Here is a 14,919-nt window from a genome sequence, read left to right as displayed (position 1 = left end):
ATTGTTTACAACAAAAGGCCGTATCAAATTTTTTGATGCGGCTTTTTGTTGTCGGTTTTTACGATCGCGCTGATGATAAAGGTTATTGTTAAATCTTTAGGATTCCTGATTTTTATGCTACTACAACTTTAGCACTGTTTCTATATTTCACCAGGTTGATGAGTAGCACACTTCCTAAAATGACAAACAGTCCAATAATTTGAATAAATGTGATCTTTTCATTGGTAAAACCCAGACTAAGTAGGATGGCTACCACCGGATTAACATAAGCATAAGTGCTCACCTGTGTGGCAGATCTGACCTTTAACAACCATACATAAGCACTAAAAGCCGCGATAGAGCCAAAAATGATCAGGTAACCAATAGAAAGCCAGGCATCCAAAGGAACCTGCGACCATTGAAAAGTTTTGTATTCGGAACTGAAAACGCTGCCGGGGATAAATAACAATCCCGCTGCAATCATCTGCCATGCCGTATTTACGGTTACAGAACTGTCCGGATCGGTTTTATATTTAGCATATAACGATCCTCCGGCCCAGGCAATAGGACCAACAACCAGCAAACTCATTCCAATAATCTGTTTGGTACTTTGGTGACTGTTAAAGGAATGGATCATTTGTTCGCCAAAGAGCAAAATCACACCGATAAAACCGATAATCAGTCCGGCCAGGGTAGATTGGCTTTTAAAATTCTCTCTCCATTTGGGTTTATCCAGAATCACAAACCAAATTGCTGCGGAAGCAACCATGATGGCTACCAATCCGCTGGGAATAAACTGTTCTACCCAAATTACGATGCCATTTCCTAAACCCAGCATTAATATCCCGCCAATTGCGGCGATTTTAATGTTTCTCCTGTTAAAAATCTGCTCTCCTTTCAAGGCGCACCAGGACATGAGCAGTCCTCCGGCAACCAGGAAGCGGAAGGTGCCCAGTATAAAGGGTGGAAATCCGGCAAGGGCTTTTTGAATAAAAAAGTAGGTAGAGCCCCAAACAATATAAACGATGGCAAAAGCCAGATATACCATCATTGGGGAAGCGGTTTTAGCAGGAGGTATCATAGGTTCAGGTTATTTTTCAGGGATGACCAATTGTATTTCTTCTTTTACAGTTTCGAGTACAATTGTGGTTCGTATAGATTGTATAGTCGTTATTTTGCTAAAGGAATCTCTCATTAATGCCATTAAGGAGGCCGAATCTGCGGTTCTTACCTTGACCAGGTAACAGTCGTCTCCCGCAATAATATGTACTTCCTGTACTTCCTTAATTTTTGCGAGTTCAGTTGCGGTGGTGGTACAACCGATACTGTGAGATGCTTTCATCGAAATAAAGGCGAGTAACTTCAAGTCCACAGCGGCGGGGTTGATTCTCGCGGTGTATTGTGTAATCACATTTTTCTGTTCCAATTTCTTCACGCGTTCTAACACAGCAGAAGGAGCCATTTCCAATTCTTTAGCCATGTGAACATTGGAGATCCGTGAATTCTCCTGCATCAACCTTAAAATGGCAAGGTCGATCTTATCTAAACTGATGTTGTTTTCGATTATCATTCTATAAATATATATAAATTCAGAATAATATTCAGTAATAATTTATAATAGTGATTATAATTCTTTTTGTAAGGCTTTGTTGGTTATTTTTCCCTTGGGAGTATGCTTTAACTGAATTACACTATATTTCCGGAACTACCGGGAAACCTCATTGGAATGACAAAAAAACATTAAATCAACTATGAAAAATCTGAAAGCTGTACTATTTGATCTTGATGGAACATTGATCGACTCTGAGTATTTTCATTTCGAATGCTGGAATGAAATATTGGCCGACTATGGTGTTCAGCTGGATTACCCGGATTGGTTAAAGAACTATGCAGGGATTCAGCTTCCGCAGAATGCGAAAAACCTGTTGTCAACGTACGCCATAAACGCTTCTTTAAAGGATGTAGTGAAAAGGAGGGAGGCACTTACCCTGGAAAGGTTGAAAACGAAGGATGTGGAATTGATGCCTTATGCTTTAGAGTTATTGGAATTTCTGCAGGAACGCGGGTTGTTACTGGCGATTGTGACCTCCAGTCCCCGGGAAGACGTAACTGCAATTTTCGAAAGAAACGGATTAGGTAAATATTTTACACTGATGCTCACCAGAACAGATGTGATTCAGAATAAACCTGATCCCGAAGGTTATTTGAAATGTTGTGCAATGCTTGGCTTAAAACAGGAAGAATGTATCGTATATGAAGATACGATTAATGGTATAAAAGCGGCAAAAGCAGCGGGGATCAGGTGTATTGCGGTACAAAGCAATCTGGAAGTTCATCCGTCATTGAGCATAGCGGATGAATTATTCCTGGATTTAAAGGCTGCTAAAACAGCATTACTGGAAGCGGGTTTATTTTAAGCTAAAAAAGTAACAGTAGTTAACTAACTATTTGTTACGAAATAAGAGTAAACAATTAAATATCAGTATCAATAATTTTGTGTTTAAAAGCAAATACCACCAGTCCGGCTACATTTTTTGCTCCGGTTTTCACCAGTAAATTATTCCGGTGACCATCCACGGTGCGTAAGCTAATCGACAGTTTATCGGCAATTTCGGCGGTAGTGAGTTCTTCACAGATCAGCCCTAGTATTTCTTTTTCGCGTTGGGTGAGCGAAGATCCGGCATCAAAGCCCCTCAGGTTGTTTTTGTTGAGTAGTTTCCCCGATTGCAGAGTTTTCAAGACCATTTCATTGAAATAGAAGCCATTATTATACGTCGTTTCTATGGCGTTTTTCAATTCAGAAAGTTCGGAATTTTTGGCGATATAGCCATTTACTCCTTGTTGAATCATCCTCGATACATGTTTCTCCTCTCCATGTACGGAAAGTACGATCACCCGCACATCCGGATAGGCTATTTTCAATTTTTTGGTGGCCTCCATACCGTTCATTTCCGGCATATTCAGATCCATCAGGACGATGTCTGGTTTTATATCGCCACATTTTTCCATAGCATTTAGTAGTTCGAGACCATTTCCGGCTTCAAACATAACGTCCATGTTTCCAAAGCTTTTAATGTTATTCACCAGGCACTCTCTAAACATCACCTGATCATCCGTGACTGCAATTCTTATCAATTTATTCATGTTATTTAGTTATTGCAGGAAAATAGATGGAGACGCCAAAACCGGAAGTGCCGGTATGGTGGGTAAGTTGTCCGCCGTTCATTTCTACCCTGCTGGTGATGTTTTGTATGCCTAATCCTCTGCGAACCAAATCTTTGTCGAAGCCAATTCCATCGTCTTTATATTGATAAATCACTTCCATTTCTGAGCAGTTCAGTTGTATTTCCACGTGTTTTGCCTGCGCATGTTTCACCGTGTTACTGATCAGTTCCTGAGTAATCCGGTAAAGGGCAAGTTCTATTTCTGCAGCGGCACATTTATCAAGACCTTCGCTTTCAAAGCTGACATCCAGTCCATCAGAACCTTCTATCTGGAAACATAATTCTTCAATTGCTGCGGCAATTCCGAACATTTCCAACTCATTTGGGATCATATTGTGAGAAATACGCCTCACACTCATCACCCCTTTATCCACCAGTAATTTGGTTTCTTTGATGAAGTCCATGCCACCGACAGCTATGCCCGGGCCATTATTCTTCTTCTCGAACTGTATGATTTTTATGCCAATTGTAGAAAAAATGCTACCTATTTCATCGTGTAAATCTTTTGCAACCCTACGTCTTTCTTCCTCTATTTTTTCGATGTTATTGTGCAGTAGTTTTTGCTGGTATTCTGCTTCTTTTTCTCTGAGATTTACCTGTTGATGGAAGAATTTTTTCTGATAGACGAAGAAAAGCACCACAACGGCAGCGCTCAGGATAAACATCACAATCATTCCTGTAAAGAGAAAGAAGTAAACATCTATGTTTTCTTGTGTTGCCATAAGCCAATAAAGATTAGGATATTGTTGACAATAGAAAGGAAGGCATGGAATTGCCAAACCATCATATTGAATTTAAAGCTATATGGCAGGATATAATTGCTGATGGTAAACAATAAGAAACTTCCCGAAAAGTAAATGAAGAAACCGGTATTGATCCAGAATACAGGGCTTTTTTCAATTTGTGTATATAAAGTCTGACGGGTGATTTTATAGTAATAATATAAAGAGGCACTGATGACCAGGATGCTTTCCAGGGTACGTGGATAAGTATTGAATATTTTCCAATCCTGGATACACGTGGCATTAAGCAGGCAGAAGGCGAGGAACACGGCGATGAGCAGCACAAACCATTTCTTTGCAATATAAATCTTGAAGATCACCTGATAAAACAGCATGATGGCGGTAAATTCTACCATCGTATAAACATGTAATACCGGGAGATTATTTTTGTTTTGTGCCCATAACCAGGCACTATAAGCACCAATCGATGCGATACATACCAAATATAAGGTGATCACTTTTAGTCCTTTCGGGTAAGATTTAACGTTGATCAACGCCAAAATCAATGGGCAAATGATGATGCCCATTGAAAAGTATAAGTAAATTTTTTCGAGTGTTGAAGCCATTATTTAAATTAAAGACCTGGTGTAGGTGAGCAGGTTGGTGGACAAGGCATCGTGAAATCAAAGATATTACTTTCTTCTTCTGAGTTTTCAGTTTTAGCTCCTTCAGGGATCAGATCACTTCCGTATTTATCCGTAGGAACCATAATCATTCTTTGTTGTCTTCCTTCTTCCATCTGATCATCCCATCCAAAATACATCCTTACATAGCTAACGCCTTCCTGATCCACCATGTCTCTCAATTCCTGGGCATCAACCAGGTAGCCTTTGATAAAATGACCTTGCTTATCCCAGGCAGTAGTGATTTTTTTAGCTTTAGCATAAGAAATTTCAAAAATGCTTTTGTCGTGTTTAGGCGCTTCTTCTTTCATGTTTTTTGAATAATTTTTTGGTTTGTTTAGAGAAGTTTGTTTCAAATTCTTAATCTAAAATAAAACATTCCTTTTTAAGCTTACAGATTATTTACAGTTAATTCAAATTTCTTACGATTCTGTTATTTAGATGGGTATAAATACCTGTTTATTCATTCAGGTATTCCAGCGTATTTATAGGTTCCATGCTTTGTTGATCTTTATCTGTTATTGAACCAGTATATTTAACGTCCATTTTATCTATGAAAGCCCCGGATCCTCTGTTTATTGCCTACTGGTTAGGTTATGCGAATCAAAAAATGATTATTGAAGAATTACCCGATGGGATTGATGTGATTAATTTATTTCTCCTTAATCTGGATCCTGATAAAACATTACAACATTTATACCTCACGAGTAATGGGATAAGCTGGGAGAATATTCTGCGGGGAGTTCGTATTCAACAACATCGGGGTGTTAAAGTGATGGCTTCAATTGCGACTGCTGTTCATCCAAAAATCTCCTGGAATACGATTGCTGATCCAGTGGATTTTGCAGCCAAAGTTTATGAACTGGTGGTCAATATCTGGGGGCTGGATGGGATAGATGTAGATCCTGAAATGGGGGGGGATGCTCCTGATGATACGTTTATCAATGTCATCATGGAGCTGTCTAAATACTTTGGACCCAAATCTTCAACAGGGAAAACGATGAGTTATGTGACCTATCAGTATTATGCGGATGAACAATTGTTGAAACGTTGCAATGCTTGTTTTGATTACGTTGCATTGGCAGGATACCTTTGGGATATGGAAACGATGATCAATCAGTTTGAATTGTACAGCGGTCTGGTAGGGAGTAAAAAACTATTGTTTGGCGTACAACCGGGACGGCATCAGCCAACGTCCCTGGCTGAAGCGATTCAGCTTTCACAATGGCAGCCGGATAACGGCTTAAAAGGTGGAATGATGCTTTTTAACATCAATCTGGATAAGGATTTTCATTATACCAATAGCCTCATTAAAGCACTTAAACCGATAACAAATAAAATCTAAAAGATACAGGAGCTCTCAAATCTCTTCTCGCGGAAGCAGTTCTCAGGAATTGTTTCCGCTTTTTTTTAAGCTTATAATTTTTGAATTGATTTCCCGAAATACCAGCAGATCCAGCTAAAGAATGGAGCAGCAATCACATCAGCTGTATAGTGTACATGCTGAACCAGCAGCAATACGCCAATAATTGCAGCAGCAGTAAAAGCGATTACTTTTTCTTTTCTGTTTTCAAGACACAAAGCGCCTAAAAAGATCGTTGCAGTATGACCAGAAAAGAAAAGATCTTTAGTGATCACGTTTCCACCGTAAAAAAGAACAGAACAAGGATCTATTAAATCAATGATATCTTTTGGGGGATGAAGGGGAACAATAGTAATGGTAATGATCCTTGCGGTGCAGAGAAATATGTACGACCACAGGGCGGTGAGGCAAATGGAGGTGTTTCTCGACATGCGTATGATGAAGAATAAAGCCATCCCGTAGAGAATGCCAAAAATCCACCAGGATACATCAACTGCAGGGATTTGTTCCAGCAACCAGTCGTTTAGTGTAAATCCTTTCTCTCTGTTTTCCACAAAAGCGAAAAAATGAGGGATAAAAAGCAGAATCAGGGCAAGAATAGAGATCCCCAGGATAAATTTAAGTCTGAATGGCGGGTAATCCCAGGCAATTTGCCAGGAGAATTGTTTAAACTGCATTAATGTGTGCTGTAGTTGGTTTTTAAACTAAACAAAACAAATAACGGAATTAATCTATTATAAATGAATAGCCAAGCCCATAAATAGCGTTTATTTCTCTAAATAAATAAGATGTTTAAACAGATAATTAGTATTTTTTTAGCCTAAAAAAGGCGGAGTTGTTGTTCTTGTCTGGGTTTAGTATCCCCAAACACCGTTTTTCCGCCATATTTCCAGGAATCTCTCCTTTCTTTTTCAATCAATGCCTCAAAATTATCATTTGGAATAAAATCCTTCTCAACATTTCGCGCAATAGTACTCAATTGATGAATGGCTTTTTGCTTATCAGATTGCCCTATTTTTGCCTGTTGAATCGCTTTACTGAGTACCTCAATCGTTTCATCGTAGATCTGTACAGGAACTGGAAAGGGGTGACCATCTTTTCCGCCATGGGCAAAAGAAAAACGTGCGGGGTCTGTAAAACGGGAAGGTGTTCCATAGATGACTTCGCTCACCAGGGCCAGTGATTGTAAGGTTCTTGGCCCCATACCCTGCAATAACAGCAGTTCCTCAAAATCTGCCGGTTGTTTTTCCTGAGTTAACCAGAGCATGGCACCCAGGCGTTTCAGGTCTACATCTTTGGCTTTTACGTCATGGTGGTTGGGCATGATCAGCTTTTTTGCTTCCTTCATCATGCGGTCCGGATGTTCCATCGTCATGGCCAGCATAGACTTTTGAGCGGGGGCAGCTGCTTTTGCAACGAGGTTTATAATTTCTCCCTGATGGATTCCGCAAACACCGGTATGGGGTTCTTCCACAAAAGACCGGATTGCTGCGGCATGCCAGTGATACCTTCTCGCTGTTCCGTTATGCGCATGCATTCCTTGCTGGACAACCGTCCAAACGCCTTCTTTATTGAGGATGAAGTTATGCGCATAAAGCTGAAATCCGTCTTGAATCGCGGTATTATCCACTTTTGCGCTCAGTTTACTACAGCGTACCAGGTGGTTTCCGTCTAAGCCTGTCTGATTGGCAATCTTTAAGAGTTCTTCCGGAGTTTGTTTGGATCTTTTTCCTTTGCCACCGCAAATGTAAATGCCCAGTTCCTTACTGTAAGGATTGATGGCAGCTTTCAATGCACCCATCACAGAAGTGGTGATGCCGGAAGAGTGCCAGTCCATCCCCATAACGGCTCCGAGGCTCTGAAACCAAAAGGGGTCGCTTAAGCGGCGTAATACTTCGGCAGTACCATACTCGGCAATGATAGACTCCGTAATGGCTAAACCGAGGCGGGTCATCCGTTCCGTTAGCCAACCTGGTAAATGACCATAATGCAAAGGTAAATCTGCTGTTCCTGATAATCTCATTACTAACAAATTTAGTAAAAATAACCGGAATTTAAGCGTAATATTGTGGAGGATTAAAATCGTTCACCGGTAATTTTCCGCTATTCGTCGGTTTTTTCATTGGGTTGAACTGCCGGTACTTTTCTATAAGCCCTGGAAGTTACATTTTTAGGGAAATTTATTCCTAAACATTAAACCGAAACACCATGAATATTATGATTTTTAAAACATCGGTACAGGATTCCAAAGATTTAACGGAAATCAGACCGGTGATGGACACTTTATTTGGAGATAAAAACTGGTCCTTTGCTTTTGAAGATGTCGATAAAATTTTAAGGGTAGTAAGTTCTATTCCGGCTGTTGCTGTGGTGAAGCATATCCTTCTGAACAACGGCTTCTTTTGTGAGGAACTTCCTTACTCCCTGGATGATTTTGGCGTATAAACCTATTTTTTAAAATCGCTGATGTCGACAATTTTGTCGTTATCATTCTTTTTCAAAAAGGAAACACCTTGTTTGTTTGTCTGAAAACTATAGTTGTTTTGAACGTCGTTATACACCACGGCTAAGGTAGCAGGCTGATCTCCCGGTAAAGGTAGTGTTGAAGTTTCATCAGCAATATAATTTACCTGGTATAAGGCTTTTGGAGCGGCGAAAACAATCGTGTTTCTGTCTGGCGATAGCAATAAGAATTTACCATCAATTCGTTGTTCCGGATCTTGTCTTTTCAGAACATAAGCTTTTCCCGTTACGCCTCTGATAAAATAATCATTGTTTACCAGGTGACCTGTACGGCCCAATCTACTTAGACCCATACCGGCTTTTTCTCCCGGACCAGGTTTTGTTTCGCGGTCTAAACTCACCACTTCCAGTCCCACACCGTCTTTTAAGGAGATGATAAAGGAAGGAGCAGCCAATCCGTTTTCATCTGCAATCTGAACCAATAAAGCTGTTTTCTGGCTATTGATATATTCTGCAAAAGAAAAGCGATTGCTGGCCTTTTTAGGATCAGCTTGTATGCTTATGGAGCTGTCTCTGAATTTTATAATCATCAATCCTCCTTCTTTCGGATCAACTGATTGGTATAGCGTGATCGAATCGCCCTTTTTTTCAGGATAGTGATTAAAGGATTCGTTTTTAGTTAAAACTCTCGGGCTGTAAACTTTTGTTTTTTCTTCGTCTTTACTACAGCCAAACATCAGGATGATCAGGGAGAGTGCAAGCAGGGATTTTTTCATAATTAAGCGGAAAGAAATTAATTCTGTTTCCTTACAAATATAAAAAAGAATGGGAATAAGCTGTTATGGTTTTCAGGTGGAATTGAAGCTTTTTTGGGCTGTTGTTGCGGCTATGCTGGGGCTGGAAGCCGGGCAAGGCCGGAGCTAAAGAGGGTAAAGGCCCTGACAAGGCCCCAGAAACTAAAGGCTCTATGAAAAAACTATCACCTTTTTCCGGAATACGAAGCTAAGATTTGTTGCTTTGGAGGCTGGGATTGACAGCAATTCATCTTGTTTTACAGATTTGTACTCCGTAGTTGTTTTTTTATTGGAATTTATAATTAGATAATTAGATTTGGATACCTAACCACGACTACCTCAATGGCTATAGCACCTCTTTCTAATGAAGCGGAACTGATTTTAAAAATCCACCAAGGGGACAAACGTGCCTTTACGATCCTTTTTGAATGGTATTATAAATCATTGGCTGCTTATATTTTTAAGCTTACAGAATCGATAGAAATTACCGAAGAAATTGTACAGGATGTTTTTATTAAGGTATGGCTTAAGCGGGAAACCCTGCCCGGGATCAGCAGTTTTAGCAATTATTTGTTCATCCTGTCCAGGAATAAAACTTTAAACCAGCTGCGTAAGCAAGCCAGATATAGCAGCCATTTTCAATCGCTCGAAAAGGAACTGGAAACAGATCTGCGTGTGGAAGAGGAAAATGATGTTTATGAAGATTTCCGTTTGCTGATTGATCAGGCCATTGAAGGGTTACCACCACAGCAAAAACGAATCTTTCAATTGAGCAGATTTGAAAGGTTAAAATATGAGGAAATTGCGCAACAACTCAACCTGAGTTCGGAAACGGTAAAAAAACATATGTATCTGGCCACTAAAACCATTAAGGAGTACGTACATAGCCATATGGATGAAGTGGTGATTTCCATATTGTTGTGTGGAATCTTTTTTTAAAAAAAGTTAAAACCCATTACCACCTTTTTTTAGTTTAGGTGTCTTTAGTATAAAGCAGCCTGTTGCGGCTTTAAAATCCTAACCAGATGTCCTATTCCAGATTAGATTATTTGTTCGGCAAATATTTTGATAAAACCGCTACTCCTGAAGAGCGTGCAGAATTTATGCGCCTTGTTGCCGAATTGAAATCTGATGAGCCATTGGTTAAACTCATGGAAACTAGCTACCAGACTGATCAGTCCATTCTGGAATTTACTCCGGAAATAAAAGAAAAGATACTTAACAATGTATACCAGCCTGCAGATACGGAAGTACCTGTTCGTAAGTTATGGAAGTTTAGCAGCAACTGGACGAAGTATGCGGCAGTTTTAATGCTGGGTATACTCGGACTGGGATTTTTCTTCTATAAAAAAGAACAACATAATTTATTGGCATTGCAAACACAGGACATTGCTCCCGGAGGGAATAGAGCGATTTTGACTCTGAGTAATGGTCAGAAAATCGACCTTGATACCACTGCAAATGGCGTACTGGTTGAACAGGGTAATATTTCAATTTCAAAAACATCAGATGGCCAATTAGTCTATCATGTGATGGGGGAAGAAAATGGGCCAGCTACGATAAACACCATCGAAACACCAAATGGCGGGCAATTCCAGATTTATCTGTCAGACGGAACAAAGGTTTGGCTCAATGCAGGTACACAAATAAAATTTCCAACCCAATTTGTGGGAAAGGAAAGGAATGTGGAGTTAACCGGAGAAGCTTATTTTGAAGTCGCTAAAAATGCAAAGAAACCATTTAAAGTTAAAATGAGTAACCAGACGGAGGTCGTTGTACTTGGAACACATTTTAACATCAGTGCTTATCAGGAGGAAACTGAAATTAATACTACGCTGCTGGAAGGCGCTGTTGTGCTGAAAGTTGAGGATAAGATAGCGAAAATCTTACCCGGACAACAGGCCATCTTAAACAAGGCCGATAAAAATATTAATCTGGTAAATGAGGTCAATGTAAACCAGGTGATCGCCTGGAAAAATGGTTTTTTCAGTACGGAAGGGATTAGTTTACCTGAATTGATGAAACAGGTTGAAAAATGGTACAATGTACGTGTAGTATATAAAGATAATGTTCAGGCCGATTTTACGGCCAGATTACCCAGAAATATTAGTTTGGCTGAGCTGATTAGCTTACTCGAACTAACTAAACAGGTCCATTTTAAATTAGATTATAAAACACTGACAGTTATGAAATAGCGCAAACCTAAACCATGGCCTCAAAAAAAACCGATCTGCTGGCAGGCAAATCGGCAAAAGTATAAGGCTCAATAATTGTTTCCCACGAAGGAAAATTTCTTACCCTAACTAACCAAATCTATGCGATTAAATGCTAAAAACAAAAAAACATTGGATTTTTTTGGAGCAATCAACCGATCAAAAACCTGGATCGTCATGAAAATTACTGTAATATTACTGTTTTCATTTGCCACAATTGTCTCGGCTAAAAGCTATTCACAAAAAATCAATCTTCAACTAAAAAACGCTAAAATAGAAGCTGTTTTTTCCAGGATTGAAAAAATGAGCGGCTATAGTTTTATCTACGAAAAGAAGACGATAAAAAAAATAGGCTCCATTGATGTCTCCCTTCAAAACAGTACGGTGACAGAAGCGATGAGTGCGATTTTGAAAAATCAGCCGCTCGAATTTGTCATCAGGAACAACTACATTGTCATTTCGCCAAAAGAAGACTTGGTCAAACTGCTATTCTCCTCCATCAATGGTTATCAGTACAAAAAGATTACCGGAACCGTTAAGGATACTGCAGGTTTAGCAATTCCTGGTGTTTCGGTGCTCAATAAACAGCGCAATAAGGCGGCTTTAACCGACGCTTCGGGTGCTTTTTCTATAGAGGCCGATGCCGGAGATGTGCTTGTTTTTTCCTCAGTAGGTTACTTAAAGAAAGAACTTAAAGTTGGTTCCCAAACCAAAATTGAGGTGGTGCTGACCGAAGAGAAAAATGAACTGGACCAGGTGGTGATTACCGCACTGGGGCTAAAAAAATCAGTCAGGTCATTAACATATAATGTCCAGGAATTAAAAGGGGATGAACTAACCCGTAATAAGGACGCCAATTTTGTAAATGCACTTGCAGGTAAGGTGGCTGGGGTAACGATTAACCCAAGTTCATCCGGTATTGGCGGTGCCAGCAGAGTGGTGATGCGTGGTGTAAAATCTATCTCCGGAAACAACAATGTATTGTATGTAGTAGATGGTATTCCCATTCCGAATAGCAGCGGAGGAGTCGTAGGAGGCCCTTTTGCAGGTGTGGTCAGTGGAGAAGGTATTTCCAGCATTAACCCGGAAGATATAGAAAGTATATCGGCGCTTACAGGCCCTTCGGCCACGGCATTGTATGGTAATCAGGGGGCAAACGGTGTCATCGTGGTGACGACAAAAAAGGGTAGCATCGGGAAAATGAAAATCAACTTAAGCAATAGCACTGATTTCTTTTCTCCATTTGTGATGCCTCGTTTTCAGAACACGTATGGTCAGGCCAATGATGCACAGATGACCAGCTGGGGGGCGAAATTAGAAACACCTTCTAGTTACAAACCTAAAGATTTCTTTCAGACCGGTTCCAATGTGTTTAACGCGATGAGTTTATCCGGAGGAACGGAAAAAAGTCAGACTTTCTTTTCCGCAGGTATGAACAATGCGAATGGAATTATCCGTGAAAATGAATACAACAGGTATAATTTTTACCTGAGACATACGGCTAATTTAACGGATCGGCTGACGATTGATTTCGGGGTGATGTATGCCAAAACTGACGATCAGAATATGATTGCTCAGGGGCAATATCACAATCCCTTAATCCCGATTTATTTATTCCCTCCGGGTGATGATATCAGAAAGTATCAGGTGTATTCCAGATATGATCCCAACCGCAAAATTTCAACGCAGTTCTGGCCTTTTGGAAACCAGGGATTGAGCATTCAAAATCCTTATTGGATTACTGATGCAGAATCAAATGTCAACAAGACCGATCGTTATATGCTAAGTGCAACGGCCAAATACAAGGTGTTGGATTGGCTGGATATTGTGGGAAGGGTGCGTATTGATAACAGCGACGTACAAAGCGAAGTAAAACGTCCTGCCGGAACAGATGGAATTTTTGCATCGGAGTTTGGTTTTTATACCAGTGGTAAGAATCTATTGAAAAACTCTTATATCGATTTAATCGCTTCCATAAACCGGAATATTACACCTGAGCTGAGCTTTAATGCCAATGTAGGAGGGAGTTATCAGGATGATAAAGCGGACGGACTTTTGGGTGGTGGAAAGCTGGCCAGGCTAGCTAATTTTTACTCTGTTCAGGAAAATACAGTCAATGTACCTTCACAGACTTATTTGCATAAACAATTGCAATCGGGATTTGCTACTGCGGAGTTTGACTATAAAAAAATGATATTTTTAAATGCGACAGGTCGGTACGAATGGCCTTCACAGTTGTCAATCGCCAATAAAAAATCTTACTTCTATCCTTCAGTAGGGATTTCCAGTGTGATCAGCGATGCATTTAAGATACCGGCTTCAGTGCTTTCATTTGCGAAAGTGAGGTTCTCTTATGCCGAAGTAGGTAATCCACCTAATTTAAGTTTCCCTACCTTTTCGCTGGTAGATCCGAGCGCGGACCGACCTGCTCCTTTTCCGGATTTCCAACCTGAACGTACGAAATCTTATGAAGCAGGTTTAGAATTGAAATTTTTAAAGAATAAACTGAGTTTAAATGCAACTGTCTATAAGTCGAACACTACTAATCAATTACTTTCACAACCATTAACCGGAAATATCTATTCTGTATTCTATTATAATGCAGGAAATATTCAAAATCAGGGTATTGAAGCCACTTTAGGTTATAGTACCAGTTTAAAAGATTTTAACTGGACAACATCCGCAATTTTCACGCTTAACCGGAACAAAATAAAACGTCTTTCTGAAGGATATAAAAATCCGGTGACGCAAGAAGTTTTTGGCCGCGACAGTACCAACATGGGAGGTATCGGAGATTTACAAAACTTACTAGCGGTGGGAGGATCAACAGCCGATTTGTATATTTCTCAAGCTTTGCGTGAAGATAATCAGGGGAACCTTTGGGTGAATCCAGGGAATGGTAACATCGAAAAAATAACCATTCCAAGACGTTTTATTGGTCGTTCTACACCTGATTATAATATTGGATGGAGAAACAATTTTACCTATAAAAACTTTAGCCTTTCATTTTTGGTTGATGCCCGTATCGGGGGAGTTGGCGTTTCTTACACCCAGTCTATCATGGATGCTTACGGCGTATCTCAAAAGTCGGCGGAAGACAGAGATCGTGGCGCTGTGACAATATATGGTAAGCAATATGCCGATGTAGAGAAATTTTACAATTTACTGGGGGCTGCTTCAGGCGCTACAGTCGGAATGAGCGGTTATTATGTATATAGTGCTACCAATGTAAGGTTGAGAGAAGCTGCATTTGGTTATACCATCCCGGCGAAATTTTTAGGTGGTAAAATAGATCATATCAAAGTTTCCGCAACTGGACGTAACCTGTTCATGTTTTACAACAAATCACCCTTCGATCCTGAATCAACATCTTCTACAGGAACTTATGATCAAGGTATTGACTATTTCCGTCAGCCCAGTTACAGAAGCATTGGTTTCAGTGTAACTGCACAGTTTTAGTTTGAACAAAATATTTAAA

General features: G+C 40.0%; 15 protein-coding genes. 6 read left to right on the top strand and 9 right to left on the bottom strand.

The features are described 5' to 3' along the window. Positions 1-112: 112 nt before the first annotated feature. Complete coding sequence (locus R2Q66_RS15690; RefSeq protein ID WP_316750647.1) at positions 113-1,030, bottom strand: EamA family transporter; 918 nt, start codon at positions 1,028-1,030, stop codon at positions 113-115. A 39-nt stretch (positions 1,031-1,069) separates the two neighbouring features. Further along, positions 1,070-1,549 carry an Lrp/AsnC family transcriptional regulator gene (locus R2Q66_RS15685; protein WP_316750645.1) on the bottom strand — a complete coding sequence of 160 codons (480 nt, stop codon included), beginning with the start codon at positions 1,547-1,549 and terminating at the stop codon, positions 1,070-1,072. Positions 1,550-1,730: 181 nt separating this feature from the next. Here R2Q66_RS15685 and R2Q66_RS15680 point away from each other — a divergent pair, with 181 nt between their 5' ends. Further along, the gene (locus tag R2Q66_RS15680; protein ID WP_316750643.1) at positions 1,731-2,396 is read left to right on the top strand and encodes an HAD family phosphatase; all 666 of its coding nucleotides are present in this window, start codon (positions 1,731-1,733) and stop codon (positions 2,394-2,396) included. A 55-nt stretch (positions 2,397-2,451) separates the two neighbouring features. On the opposite strand, the gene R2Q66_RS15675 is transcribed toward R2Q66_RS15680, so the two are convergent. The 4 genes from R2Q66_RS15675 to R2Q66_RS15660 are packed head-to-tail and all read right to left on the bottom strand — an operon-like array spanning position 2,452 to position 4,919. After that, positions 2,452-3,123, bottom strand: a complete 672-nt coding sequence (locus R2Q66_RS15675; RefSeq protein ID WP_316750641.1) for a response regulator transcription factor — start codon at positions 3,121-3,123, stop codon at positions 2,452-2,454. A gap of 1 nt (position 3,124) precedes the next feature. Next, complete coding sequence (locus R2Q66_RS15670) at positions 3,125-3,925, bottom strand: sensor histidine kinase (RefSeq protein WP_316750639.1); 801 nt, start codon at positions 3,923-3,925, stop codon at positions 3,125-3,127. After that, positions 3,904-4,551, bottom strand: a complete 648-nt coding sequence (locus R2Q66_RS15665; protein ID WP_316750637.1) for a hypothetical protein — start codon at positions 4,549-4,551, stop codon at positions 3,904-3,906. The genes R2Q66_RS15670 and R2Q66_RS15665 overlap by 22 nt, the downstream gene beginning before the upstream one ends. An 8-nt stretch (positions 4,552-4,559) precedes the next feature. After that, complete coding sequence (locus R2Q66_RS15660; RefSeq protein ID WP_316750635.1) at positions 4,560-4,919, bottom strand: hypothetical protein; 360 nt, start codon at positions 4,917-4,919, stop codon at positions 4,560-4,562. Between the two features lie 242 nt (positions 4,920-5,161). On the opposite strand from R2Q66_RS15660, the gene R2Q66_RS15655 reads away from it, so the two are divergent. After that, positions 5,162-5,953 carry a glycosyl hydrolase family 18 protein gene (locus tag R2Q66_RS15655; RefSeq protein WP_316750634.1) on the top strand — a complete coding sequence of 264 codons (792 nt, stop codon included), beginning with the start codon at positions 5,162-5,164 and terminating at the stop codon, positions 5,951-5,953. 71 nt (positions 5,954-6,024) lie between these two features. Here the strand turns inward: R2Q66_RS15655 and R2Q66_RS15650 are convergent, their stop codons facing one another. Then, positions 6,025-6,648 carry a phosphatase PAP2-related protein gene (locus tag R2Q66_RS15650; RefSeq protein WP_316750632.1) on the bottom strand — a complete coding sequence of 208 codons (624 nt, stop codon included), beginning with the start codon at positions 6,646-6,648 and terminating at the stop codon, positions 6,025-6,027. Between the two features lie 143 nt (positions 6,649-6,791). Continuing rightward, positions 6,792-7,994, bottom strand: a complete 1,203-nt coding sequence (locus tag R2Q66_RS15645; RefSeq protein WP_316750630.1) for a DUF763 domain-containing protein — start codon at positions 7,992-7,994, stop codon at positions 6,792-6,794. A gap of 185 nt (positions 7,995-8,179) precedes the next feature. On the opposite strand from R2Q66_RS15645, the gene R2Q66_RS15640 reads away from it, so the two are divergent. Then, positions 8,180-8,416 (top strand): hypothetical protein, encoded by a 237-nt coding sequence (locus tag R2Q66_RS15640; protein ID WP_316750628.1) that lies wholly within the window; start codon positions 8,180-8,182, stop codon positions 8,414-8,416. 2 nt (positions 8,417-8,418) lie between these two features. Here the strand turns inward: R2Q66_RS15640 and R2Q66_RS15635 are convergent, their stop codons facing one another. Further along, positions 8,419-9,210 carry a hypothetical protein gene (locus R2Q66_RS15635; RefSeq protein ID WP_316750625.1) on the bottom strand — a complete coding sequence of 264 codons (792 nt, stop codon included), beginning with the start codon at positions 9,208-9,210 and terminating at the stop codon, positions 8,419-8,421. A gap of 360 nt (positions 9,211-9,570) precedes the next feature. Here R2Q66_RS15635 and R2Q66_RS15630 point away from each other — a divergent pair, with 360 nt between their 5' ends. The 3 genes from R2Q66_RS15630 (at position 9,571) to R2Q66_RS15620 (ending at position 14,900) form a co-directional block, all read left to right on the top strand. Further along, complete coding sequence (locus R2Q66_RS15630; RefSeq protein WP_316750624.1) at positions 9,571-10,167, top strand: RNA polymerase sigma-70 factor; 597 nt, start codon at positions 9,571-9,573, stop codon at positions 10,165-10,167. Between the two features lie 86 nt (positions 10,168-10,253). Next, positions 10,254-11,423, top strand: a complete 1,170-nt coding sequence (locus tag R2Q66_RS15625; protein ID WP_316750621.1) for a FecR family protein — start codon at positions 10,254-10,256, stop codon at positions 11,421-11,423. Between the two features lie 195 nt (positions 11,424-11,618). Continuing rightward, positions 11,619-14,900, top strand: a complete 3,282-nt coding sequence (locus R2Q66_RS15620) for a SusC/RagA family TonB-linked outer membrane protein (protein WP_316750619.1) — start codon at positions 11,619-11,621, stop codon at positions 14,898-14,900. Positions 14,901-14,919: the final 19 nt, after the last annotated feature.

Origin of the sequence: Pedobacter gandavensis, assembly GCF_032677645.1 — a bacterium.
Taxonomy (GTDB): Bacteria; Bacteroidota; Bacteroidia; order Sphingobacteriales; family Sphingobacteriaceae; genus Pedobacter; species Pedobacter gandavensis_A.
The sequence above is the reverse complement of the archived record's forward strand: the minus strand, read 5'-3'. Positions and strand labels throughout refer to the sequence as shown.

What these genes read in the sequence shown, in the direction of transcription:
- R2Q66_RS15620 (WP_316750619.1), top strand. Translation starts at nt 11,619, where the DNA reads ATGAAAATTACTGTAATATTACTGTTTTCATTTGCCACAATTGTCTCG.
- R2Q66_RS15630 (WP_316750624.1), top strand. Translation starts at nt 9,571, where the DNA reads ATGGCTATAGCACCTCTTTCTAATGAAGCGGAACTGATTTTAAAAATC.
- R2Q66_RS15660 (WP_316750635.1), bottom strand. Translation starts at nt 4,919, where the DNA reads ATGAAAGAAGAAGCGCCTAAACACGACAAAAGCATTTTTGAAATTTCT.
- R2Q66_RS15655 (WP_316750634.1), top strand. Translation starts at nt 5,162, where the DNA reads ATGAAAGCCCCGGATCCTCTGTTTATTGCCTACTGGTTAGGTTATGCG.
- R2Q66_RS15645 (WP_316750630.1), bottom strand. Translation starts at nt 7,994, where the DNA reads ATGAGATTATCAGGAACAGCAGATTTACCTTTGCATTATGGTCATTTA.
- R2Q66_RS15675 (WP_316750641.1), bottom strand. Translation starts at nt 3,123, where the DNA reads ATGAATAAATTGATAAGAATTGCAGTCACGGATGATCAGGTGATGTTT.
- R2Q66_RS15650 (WP_316750632.1), bottom strand. Translation starts at nt 6,648, where the DNA reads ATGCAGTTTAAACAATTCTCCTGGCAAATTGCCTGGGATTACCCGCCA.
- R2Q66_RS15690 (WP_316750647.1), bottom strand. Translation starts at nt 1,030, where the DNA reads ATGATGGTATATCTGGCTTTTGCCATCGTTTATATTGTTTGGGGCTCT.
- R2Q66_RS15685 (WP_316750645.1), bottom strand. Translation starts at nt 1,549, where the DNA reads ATGATAATCGAAAACAACATCAGTTTAGATAAGATCGACCTTGCCATT.
- R2Q66_RS15640 (WP_316750628.1), top strand. Translation starts at nt 8,180, where the DNA reads ATGAATATTATGATTTTTAAAACATCGGTACAGGATTCCAAAGATTTA.
- R2Q66_RS15635 (WP_316750625.1), bottom strand. Translation starts at nt 9,210, where the DNA reads ATGAAAAAATCCCTGCTTGCACTCTCCCTGATCATCCTGATGTTTGGC.
- R2Q66_RS15665 (WP_316750637.1), bottom strand. Translation starts at nt 4,551, where the DNA reads ATGGCTTCAACACTCGAAAAAATTTACTTATACTTTTCAATGGGCATC.
- R2Q66_RS15625 (WP_316750621.1), top strand. Translation starts at nt 10,254, where the DNA reads ATGTCCTATTCCAGATTAGATTATTTGTTCGGCAAATATTTTGATAAA.
- R2Q66_RS15680 (WP_316750643.1), top strand. Translation starts at nt 1,731, where the DNA reads ATGAAAAATCTGAAAGCTGTACTATTTGATCTTGATGGAACATTGATC.
- R2Q66_RS15670 (WP_316750639.1), bottom strand. Translation starts at nt 3,925, where the DNA reads ATGGCAACACAAGAAAACATAGATGTTTACTTCTTTCTCTTTACAGGA.